The 8,015-nt window shown below is 49.1% G+C and carries 9 protein-coding genes; 4 read left to right on the top strand and 5 right to left on the bottom strand.

Going from position 1 to position 8,015, the window contains the following annotated elements; genetic code table 11:
• Positions 1–382, top strand: a 382-nt coding sequence (locus GF401_05330) for a hypothetical protein (protein ID MBD3344465.1), incomplete at its 5' end; no start/stop codon positions are given.
• Between the two features lie 63 nt (positions 383–445).
• On the opposite strand, the gene GF401_05325 is transcribed toward GF401_05330, so the two are convergent.
• The 5 genes from GF401_05325 to GF401_05305 all read right to left on the bottom strand — a co-directional run bounded on the left by GF401_05325 (position 446) and on the right by GF401_05305 (position 5,187).
• Positions 446–1,186, bottom strand: coding sequence for a hypothetical protein (locus tag GF401_05325; protein ID MBD3344464.1), 741 nt, complete (start codon positions 1,184–1,186; stop codon positions 446–448).
• 465 nt (positions 1,187–1,651) lie between these two features.
• The gene (locus GF401_05320) at positions 1,652–1,939 is read right to left on the bottom strand and encodes a hypothetical protein (GenBank protein MBD3344463.1); all 288 of its coding nucleotides are present in this window, start codon (positions 1,937–1,939) and stop codon (positions 1,652–1,654) included.
• Between the two features lie 300 nt (positions 1,940–2,239).
• Positions 2,240–3,850, bottom strand: a complete 1,611-nt coding sequence (hcp, locus tag GF401_05315; GenBank protein ID MBD3344462.1) for a hydroxylamine reductase — start codon at positions 3,848–3,850, stop codon at positions 2,240–2,242.
• Between the two features lie 50 nt (positions 3,851–3,900).
• Positions 3,901–4,248, bottom strand: coding sequence for a cupin domain-containing protein (locus GF401_05310; protein MBD3344461.1), 348 nt, complete (start codon positions 4,246–4,248; stop codon positions 3,901–3,903).
• A 96-nt stretch (positions 4,249–4,344) separates the two neighbouring features.
• The gene (locus GF401_05305; GenBank protein ID MBD3344460.1) at positions 4,345–5,187 is read right to left on the bottom strand and encodes a 4Fe-4S dicluster domain-containing protein; all 843 of its coding nucleotides are present in this window, start codon (positions 5,185–5,187) and stop codon (positions 4,345–4,347) included.
• A gap of 74 nt (positions 5,188–5,261) precedes the next feature.
• On the opposite strand from GF401_05305, the gene GF401_05300 reads away from it, so the two are divergent.
• From GF401_05300 to GF401_05290, 3 genes are read left to right on the top strand one after another with little or no spacing between them, the layout of a single operon-like run.
• Complete coding sequence (locus GF401_05300) at positions 5,262–5,942, top strand: cyclic nucleotide-binding domain-containing protein (GenBank protein ID MBD3344459.1); 681 nt, start codon at positions 5,262–5,264, stop codon at positions 5,940–5,942.
• Positions 5,943–5,982: 40 nt separating this feature from the next.
• The gene (locus tag GF401_05295) at positions 5,983–7,047 is read left to right on the top strand and encodes a tetratricopeptide repeat protein (protein MBD3344458.1); all 1,065 of its coding nucleotides are present in this window, start codon (positions 5,983–5,985) and stop codon (positions 7,045–7,047) included.
• A gap of 35 nt (positions 7,048–7,082) precedes the next feature.
• Positions 7,083–7,850: an SUMF1/EgtB/PvdO family nonheme iron enzyme gene (locus GF401_05290; GenBank protein ID MBD3344457.1), complete on the top strand. Its 768-nt coding sequence runs from the start codon at positions 7,083–7,085 to the stop codon at positions 7,848–7,850.
• The last annotated feature ends 165 nt before the right edge of the window (positions 7,851–8,015 follow it).

The raw sequence follows: 8,015 nt of genomic DNA, 5'->3' as shown, positions 1-8,015 counted from the left end.
GGATTACGAAAATGTTCGGAAGACCGTGCTCGATCAGATGCGGAGACATTTCAGGCCCGAGTTTCTCAACCGTGTCGATGAGATCGTGGTGTTCCACTCCCTTACCAGGGAGCACATCGAATCGATCGTCGGCATACAGCTCGAGCGCTTTGGCAGACTGCTGGCGTCAAAGAATATCACTTTTGCTGCTGACGATTCTGCCCGGAAGTATCTTGCAAAAACCGGATTCGATCCTGTTTATGGCGCCCGGCCGTTGAAACGGACAATCCAGCGGGAACTCGAGACTGCAATTTCGAGAATGATTGTGGCCGGAGAACTGGGTGAAGGCAGCAAAGTGAAAGTACGCGCCGAAGGAGACACGTTGAACTTTTCGGCAGAGTAAGAACCTGAAGAATATTTTAAATACTGAACGGAATGTGAAATGAGCATACATGCAGGTGTATGCTCATTTTTTTTCTTTTTTCACCGAACTGAATTCACGAGTTGTTTTTGAATCGGACTTATGCTCGCTGAATTTTTCCCTGAGTATTTTCAGAGGACCGTAAACAACGATTTTATCGCCATTTTGAATTATTTCAGATCCGGTTGGAATGGGTATCCATTTTTTTTCCCGCTCGATACCAAGGATAAGCAACCCCTGTTCGTTGAGACGGCATTCTGCAAGAGAGCTGTTTACGAAGGGGGCGTTTTCGGTCATGATCGCCTTGACGAGGCTATAGCCTTCCATAAGATGCAGGAGATCTTCGATGGCGCCTTCTTCGATTTTCGAGGCCTTGATAATCCGCCGTTCGATGAAGCTTTCCCATTTTTCCACGAATTTCTGACGGGTCGCGATTTTATAGATGATAAATATTCCGATAAGAAGGACCACAACATTGAGAGGGATAGCAAATCCCTGGCTTGTCACCAGTGAAGATGTTGCGGTGACGATAATCGTTGCAAGTCCGGCATTACCAAGGATGATAAGCCGGGTAATAATTTTCCGCCGGGCAGGATGATTCACCACGGTTTCGGCTTCCTTGGTGGTAAAACCGGTGCCTGAGAACGCCGAAAGGGCCTGAAACTGGGCCCGTCGCTGATCAAGACCGGTCATCATGAGCATAATTGCAGCAGCCCGAACAACCAGAAAAGAGATAAAAATCGCCAGAAGCGCCGGCAGAAGAAAGTATATACCACCCATACTCATATCCTCCTCGATATTGTTTCACAGCATTGGAAGCTTTTAGAAAATAATCTAATTACCACAAGGATATAATAAAGTGCTTACAGTGGATGGAGGTATTCCTTTAAAACCCTCTTTTTTCCCCATTTCAAAAGCGGCGTAAAGGGAGAGAGAACCGGCCGGTTATAGACAATTTGATTTTTCGGGAACTAGGTGAGCGTATAAAGAAACTCTCTTTACATCAGCTAATGTTCGGTCTTTTCGCGTCATAAAGGGTGCGAAATCAGTTGCTATTCGCCAACGATGATGATCGGGAATATTTCCTGGGCAAAAAAACGGAGAGAGAAATCAAGCATAGTGCCACTCACAACATATGCTCAACCGCCTTATGAATCAATCACGTAGACGCAGTGGTCTTCTCGGTGTTCCGGCAGCAAAGAGTTGCGCGAATGCACCGCATGTGATCACCATCACAGCAAATGTCGCAAATCAATTGGCTGACTTTCCCGGAAACTCACGGTAGGAAAGTTTATAAGTTCTCCCCGTCCCAATGCTCTCGCCGGGATTGTCGGCGGCGGGAACGGTCACTGCAATGCACAGAGCGGTAACTGAGGCCCTGCATTTACTGATAATTTCAACGAATGACAATCGTGCGCGACGCGCCGCCCTGCAACCGGCATGGCCGTCACGGTGTCCTACCGCACGCTCGGCTCCGGGAGTTATGTACTCAACGTGACGAGCGACGGATCGCAGCTTATCCCCAATCTGCTCGTGCACTAGTAGAAAAGTCAGCAGAAGACAACGATCGCAAATTCATCAAGAGCAATAACCGATGTATGACTATATGCAAGCGTGAGACCATTTCCGGTCTGAATCTGCTTTCGTTCACCGGCGGTAAATCATCGGCCCATTGTCACCACTGTCGGTTCCATCAGCCGCCGTGTCACCCAGATGCCAAGCACCAGGGGCATGGCCTGAAAGGTAGGCATGGCCTGCAAGGCCATGCCACAAGGTAGCCGATTCGCTTAGTAAGTATATTGTCGCTGCTTGTACAAATGCATAACAACTGTTTGTATATCATGCTGCATTTAACAGCGTATCCAGATCTTTCTGCGGGTCATCGATCGGCGCAATGCCGTAATTCTCCACAAGAAAGTTGAGGATATTCGGCGAAATGAATGCCGGCAGTGTGGGCCCCAGGCGAATGTTTTTTATGCCCAGATGGAGAAGCGACAAAAGGATTACCACCGCTTTCTGCTCATACCATGAGAGTACCATCGAGAGGGGAAGGTCGTTGATCCCGCAATTAAAGGCTTCCGACAGTGCCTGCGCAATCTTGATCGCGGAGTAGGAATCATTACACTGGCCGATATCCAAAAGGCGCGGTATACCGCCGATATCACCGATATCCAGATGGTTGAATCGGAACTTTCCGCACGCAAGAGTCATAACGACCGTATCTTTCGGCGTTTTTTCGACAAACTCGGTGTAGTAATTCCGTCCGGGCTTCGCGCCGTCACAACCGCCAACCAGAAAGAAATGACGAATCGCGCCACTCTTTACCGCATCCACGACTTTATCGGCTACGTTCATGACGGCATTATGCCCGAAACCGGTCATGAGATTTCTGCCTTCTTTTGCCCCAAAACCACCAAGGGCTTTGGCCTTTTCGATAACTGCGGAAAAATCGCTTTTGTCTACGTGGGTCACGCCGGGCCAGGCAACGAGGCCGGTGGTAAAGACCTGGTCCATATAGCTGTTGCGCGGTTTCTGAATACAGTTGGTCGTAAAAAGGAATGCAGCCGGAGCGCCCTCAAACTCTTTCTGCTGGTTCTGCCAGGCTGTTCCGAAATGACCGGCAAGATGGGGATATTTTTTCAGACCCGGATAGCCGTGGGCCGGAAGCATTTCTCCGTGGGTATAAATATTCACCCCCGTGCCTTCGGTCTGCTTTAAAAGGGCCTCCAGGTCCAGAAGGTCGTGCCCGCTGACCACAATGGCCGGTCCGGGTTTACGGGAGGTGGATACCGTGGTCGGTTCGGGATGCCCGAAATGCCCGGTATGGGCTTCATCCAGAATCTCCATGGTACGCACATTCATTTCGCCGCACCGGAGACACAAACCGACCAGTTCGTCGACAGTGGGGTTCGGTTTGTTAAGAAAGGCAAGTGCTTCATGGAAAAAGGAAAATATGGCGTCATCACTTTTCCCCAGAATAAACGCATGGTCGGCATAGGCGGCCATCCCTTTGAGTCCATAGGTGAGCAGGTGCTGCAGCGACCGTATGTCCTCGTTTGAATGGGTGTTGAGGATACCCAGTTCAGTTCCCTGCGCAATAAGCTCATCATCGGTTTGAGCAGGAACAAAGGCAACCGATTTTGGCATCGGACCGCTCAAATTCTTTTCAGCCTTTCCTTTGAGTTCGTCGGCTTTGCGGATAATTCGCTTGAGACGTTCGAAATCAAAATTGACATTCGTAACAGTCGAAAAGAGCGCTTCAACAACAAAGCGATCGACCTCATCATCCTTTTGCCCTTTCTGTCGCTTTTGATGCGCGCAGTAGCCGATAGCATAGAGCTGGTGAAGAATAATATCCTGCAACGCGGCGACTTCGGGTTTCTTGCCGCACACGCCCGAGGCATCGCATCCGGTACCCTTGGCGGCCTGTTCACATTGATAGCAAAACATTTTCATTAATAACTCCTTGTTTGAGGGTATACAACTATGGTCAAAAAATTCTATTTCGATTTAATCATAATCAGCACCATCTTAAACCGCTCCGGCGCATCGACCGCGTGCGGCTTATTGGCCGGCATGATAATCTGCTGTCCGGTTTCCAGCTTAAATTCGGTGCCTTCAATGGTAATAAGACCGGTGCCGTCAACAATCTCCACCAGTGCATCATAGGGCGCCGAATGAGTGCTCAACCGCTCGCCCTTGTCGAAGGCAAATGCAGTGACGGTTCCTTCGGGTTTATTGATAATTGTCCGACTCACCACCGACCCTTCCTGATACGCAATCAGATCGGCGCAAGAAAAGGGCCTGCCTATGAGTTTTTCATCGATCGGTTTTGCTTTGTCTGCCATTGTAGACTCCTTCTATTTATTGATTGGGGGCCGAGTGACGTTGAAAGGTAAAGCAAAAGATTCCTCTTCAATCGTGATCTTCAATCTCGCTCTCCTCTACACCCACTCCTCTTTTAAAACATTCCCTTCAAGTCCTACAACGATGCATTTGACCGGGACTTTTCTCTTTGCTTCATTTGCCGCCCGGCGGGCGAGCTGGAGGAGTCCGCCGCAGCAGGGGACCTGCATGATCATGACTGTCAGGGTGTTTATTTTTGCATTATCAATAAGGGCTTTCACCTTATCCAGATAAATATCCTTCCCTTCATCGAGCTTGGGACAGGCGATCGCCAGGGTTTTTCCTTTCAGGTAATCGTTATGAAAACCTCCCATAGCAAATGCCGTGCAATCCGCGGCCAGAAGAAGGTCGGCGCCCTGATAATGCGACGCATTCGGTGAAATCAGATGCATTTGAATCGGCCAGTGGGTAAGCTGTGATTGCCGGGGAGCTGATGGGGCTTCTGCAGCAGCTTTTTTGCGCTCAAATTCCATGGTTCGGGAACCGGGACATCCGGTAAATGGCGGTGTTGCCATGGTTTCCTCCTTCCTGTCGGGTAGTTCGATATTGTTTTCTTCACAATATTCAACAGCCTGTTTGTATAATTCAGTTTCATTATGTTCTTTCAGGTGCTTAAGATGGGCCTTTATCGTATTTTCACCCTGAGCTGCAATATTGGTCATGACCTTTTTCTCATCATAGGGCTCAGCCTCCCGTTCTTCGATAGTAATCGCACCCTCGGGGCAATGGCCCAGACAGGCACCAAGACCGTCGCACATGATATCACTCACCAGCCGCGCCTTGCCGTCGATAAGCTGAATAGCCCCCTCGGGACAATTGGGAATACATAAGCCACAGCCGGTGCATTTGTCTTCATCGATTGTAATAATTTGTCGTTTCATGGTTTGCTCCTTATTACTCCATTACTCCATTATTTCTTTTATAAATATGCACGATTTTCAGCCCGATTTCCTTGATGTGGATCAATAAATGTTATTTTTTATGTATGGATATACTTCTTCTGCTCAATCATACCGATCTTTTCGGCGGGCTTTCAGAAAAAAGCAAGCATCTTTTAGCCGATATTGCCGTCCCGAAGGAGATTGCAAAGGGGCGGATGCTTTTCAGGGAAGGTGAGCGGGGGTTTGCGCTGTATCTTCTTGGGACCGGGAATATCCAGCTGGGAAAACGGACCAAAGACGCCGGTGAAGTTATCGTGAAAGTCGTTCGTCCGGGAGAGGTGTTTGGCGAAGTTATCCTGTTCGAACAAGACCGGTATCCGGTGACGGCGACGGCGATAAAGAAGAGTTTGCTCTTTGTTCTTCCAAAACATCAGATGTACTGCCTTTTAGACAACAAATCATTTCGCAACGATTTTTTCGTACTCCTCATGAAAAAACAGCGGTACCTCACCGAACGGCTCAGAGATCAGCAGTCGGTGGATGTTGATGTTCGACTGGCCGGTTTTCTGAAGGAGCACTACGGCATGAAGAACCGAATCGTTCCGGGCATATCAAAAAAAGCGATGGCGTCATCGATCGGCGTAACGCCGGAAACCCTTTCCCGTCTTCTGCTGCGCCTGAAAAAGCAGGGCGTGCTTGTATGGGAAGGAAAGGAGATTGTGGTAGGGGAAAAGTTCTGGGGGGACGAGAAATGATTGATGAGGAATCGGGGGGCGAAATAGTTTGCTAAAGAGAATGAGGACAAAAAACTTTTTGGGGATTGTCTATGTATGTGCTATTATGGGCGCAGCGCTTTTAATTGACTGTAGCGGCAAAAAGGAGGAAGCCATCGATGATGAATCGTATATGGCAATGGTTTGTTCCGCGGCAGAGGTGGTGCGGCGGGATATCGAGCCGTCTTTTCCCACCCCGAAAGCGTTTTCATCGGTTGTCGAAAAGGCGTCGGAGGAGTTAAAAATGAGCATCACGCAATCCATGGGTCCTGAAGAGGTTGCCGGGCTGTTTATCAAGCAGATTTACGAGACCTGGGGTATCGGATTCGATTCGAACCGGACCAATTTGTATGGTCTCTTTCCCCATACGATTCTCCAGCGGAAAAGCGGCTCGTGCCTGGGGGTTTCGCTTCTCTTTCTTATTTTAGCCGAACAGACCGGGGTCCCTTTTCACGGTGTTATTATTCCCACCCATTTTTTTGTGCGTTTTGATAATGATACGGCCCGGTTCAACCTCGAGCCGAACCGGAGGGGATATTGTTATACCGATAAGCGGTATAGAGAAAAATACGGCGTTGCTGGTCGCCCGTGGTACACCATGAAAAACCTGACAAGAGAAGAAGTCGCCGCCGCGTTGTCGTATAATCTGGGAAATATATGTCGCATACGGGGACTTCATGAAAAGGCGGTTGTTTTTTATGCTGAAGCGCTCGAGGGGCTGAAAGAATTTCCCGAGGCCCTGGGCAATGCGGGAATTTCCTATGCCTATCTCGGTCGGATAAACGATGCGGTGACGGCCCTCAGGAGAGCAAAGCTCAGCGATCCCGGACTCGAAAATATTTCCAAGAACCTCGGAACAATGCTGCTGAGGGCCGGCAGGTACAAGGATGCGGTACAGGAGCTTTCGGAGGCTGTGGGGTCCCGCCCGGGTGATCCAGACTTGCATTATAGCCTGGGGGTAGGGTATTATTATATTGAAGATTACGAGCGGGCGTTGAAGGAGCTTTCCTGTGCAATTACCTTGCGCCCGGGGTATAGTGACGCACGTGCCCTTGTCCGGGACATCAAAAAAGAAATTTCCGATTGATATTTTCCAAAAGACGGCGATACTGGAAAACAATAATGTTGTTCGGCCCACGACTTTTCACTTCTCTCTCTCTTCTCGTCCTCTTTCTCATTGCAGTTCCCGAAGTAGCTTCTGAATCCTCTTTGTTGTCAAAGGATACGGTTTCACCTGAAAATCCGCCCAACGGTATGGTGTGGATTCCCGGCGGGGTTTTTACAATGGGTACTATCGACGCCGATGATGAAGAAGGCCCTTATCATGAAGTCAAAATATCGGGATTTTTCATGGACAGGACCGAAGTTACCCAGGAGCAGTTTAAAAAGAAGATTTTCAGTAATCCATCGTTCAATAAAACATGTCCGACATGTCCTGCCGAACGGGTGACCTGGTTTGAAGCCAATGCCTATTGTAAGAAAGCCGGCAAACGACTTCCCACCGAAGCCGAATGGGAATATGCTGCACGAGGCGGTTTACAGACGATCTACTCCTGGGGGGCAAAACATACACAAGCCGACAGCTTTGCCTGGTATGAAAGCAATGCCGCATTCACGACTCATCCGGTAGGGAAGAAAAAACCCAATAACTATGGACTTCATGATATGAACGGTAATGTATGGGAGTGGTGTGCAGACTGGTATGATGCCCGCTACTATGAAAAAACCCCCCGTGAAAATCCTCCCGGTCCCGAAGAAGGAACGCACCGGGTGATACGGGGCGGCTCTTTTGAAAATCCCGACCGTGCCCTTCGTCCGGCAGCCCGGGACCGTTGCAAACCCGACGCTCGACGGCCAGGCATCGGATTTCGATGCATGAAGGGGAAATGATGCGTTTGCAGAAAAGGTCGATCGATGATTACAGGGTATCGTTATATGTTCGAATGCTATCGCGGGTGTTTTAAAATTGTTAAATTTCCTACCAGTGAATGCCGGCTTGATCAGCGTAATGAGTGTTCTATTTTGGGCAAGACAGGTATGAGTTTTGTTTTTATG

It is taken from the genome of Chitinivibrionales bacterium, assembly GCA_014728215.1.
Lineage (GTDB): Bacteria > Fibrobacterota > Chitinivibrionia > Chitinivibrionales > WJKA01 > WJKA01.
The sequence above is the reverse complement of the archived record's forward strand: the minus strand, read 5'-3'. Positions and strand labels throughout refer to the sequence as shown.

Excerpts from the sequence above, each read along its gene's own strand:
- GF401_05325 (MBD3344464.1), bottom strand. The coding sequence starts at position 1,186 with ATGAGTATGGGTGGTATATACTTTCTTCTGCCGGCGCTTCTGGCGATT.
- hcp (MBD3344462.1), bottom strand. The coding sequence starts at position 3,850 with ATGTTTTGCTATCAATGTGAACAGGCCGCCAAGGGTACCGGATGCGAT.
- GF401_05310 (MBD3344461.1), bottom strand. The coding sequence starts at position 4,248 with ATGGCAGACAAAGCAAAACCGATCGATGAAAAACTCATAGGCAGGCCC.
- GF401_05305 (MBD3344460.1), bottom strand. The coding sequence starts at position 5,187 with ATGAAACGACAAATTATTACAATCGATGAAGACAAATGCACCGGCTGT.
- GF401_05300 (MBD3344459.1), top strand. The coding sequence starts at position 5,262 with ATGTGGATCAATAAATGTTATTTTTTATGTATGGATATACTTCTTCTG.
- GF401_05295 (MBD3344458.1), top strand. The coding sequence starts at position 5,983 with ATGAGGACAAAAAACTTTTTGGGGATTGTCTATGTATGTGCTATTATG.
- GF401_05290 (MBD3344457.1), top strand. The coding sequence starts at position 7,083 with ATGTTGTTCGGCCCACGACTTTTCACTTCTCTCTCTCTTCTCGTCCTC.